1 protein-coding gene and 1 pseudogene are annotated in these 897 nt (G+C 34.4%); both read left to right on the top strand.

Annotation, left to right across the window (positions count from 1 at the left end):
• The coding region (locus WKI42_RS10485) for a serine hydrolase (RefSeq protein WP_368081890.1) at positions 1–779 on the top strand (779 nt) is incomplete at its 5' end.
• Positions 776–897: pseudogene (locus WKI42_RS11115) on the top strand (tRNA lysidine(34) synthetase TilS); the annotation flags it as partial. The gene WKI42_RS10485 and the pseudogene WKI42_RS11115, both read left to right, overlap by 4 nt.

The following is an 897-nucleotide window of genomic DNA, read 5'->3' as shown; positions in this document are numbered from 1 at the left end:
TACATATTGATCAGGTTGGATGGGTAGCTAAAGAATCAACTTCTGAAGAAGATAATCGGATGAGTAAGGTCCAAGAAATGTTATCGGAAAAATATCAGAAGGATTCATTCTCTATTTATGTTAAGCAACTGACTACTGGAAAAGAAGCTGGTATCAATCAAGATGAAAAGATGTATGCGGCTAGTGTTTTAAAACTACCTTATCTCTACTATACGCAAGAAAAAATAAATGAGGGTCTTTATCAGTTAGACACGACTGTAAAATACGTATCTGCAGTCAATGATTTTCCAGGTTCTTATAAACCAGAGGGAAGTGGTAGTCTTCCTAAAAAAGAGGATAATAAAGAGTATTCTCTCAAGGACTTAATCACAAAAGTATCTAAAGAATCTGATAATGTAGCTCATAATATATTGGGTTATTACATTTCAAACCAATCTGATTCCACATTCAAATCCAAGATGTCTGCTATTATGGGAGATGATTGGAATCCAAAAGAAAAATTGATTTCTTCCAAGATGGCCGGGAAGGTCATGGAAGCTATTTATAATCAAAATGGATTTGTGCTAGAATCTTTGACTAAAACAGATTTTGATAATCAGCGAATTGCCAAAGGTGTTTCTGTGAAGGTAGCTCATAAAATTGGGGATGCGGACGAATTTAAGCATGATACGGGTGTTATCTACGCAGATTCTCCATTTATTCTTTCTATTTTCACTAAGAATTCTGATTATGATACGATTTCCAAGATAGCCAAGGATGTTTATGAGGTTCTAAAATGAGGGAACAGGATTTTTTAAATCATTTTCTCAGGAAGGGATATTTCAAAAAGCATACTAAGGTGGTGCTAGCTCTTTCTGGTGGATTAGATTCTATGTTTCTATTTAAGGTATTGTCTAC

The sequence above is a fragment of the Streptococcus pseudopneumoniae genome (genome assembly GCF_038148935.1).
GTDB classification, from domain to species: Bacteria; Bacillota; Bacilli; order Lactobacillales; family Streptococcaceae; genus Streptococcus; species Streptococcus pseudopneumoniae_U.
Note: the sequence above shows the minus strand (reverse complement) of the source record. Positions and strands in the feature narration are given on the sequence as shown.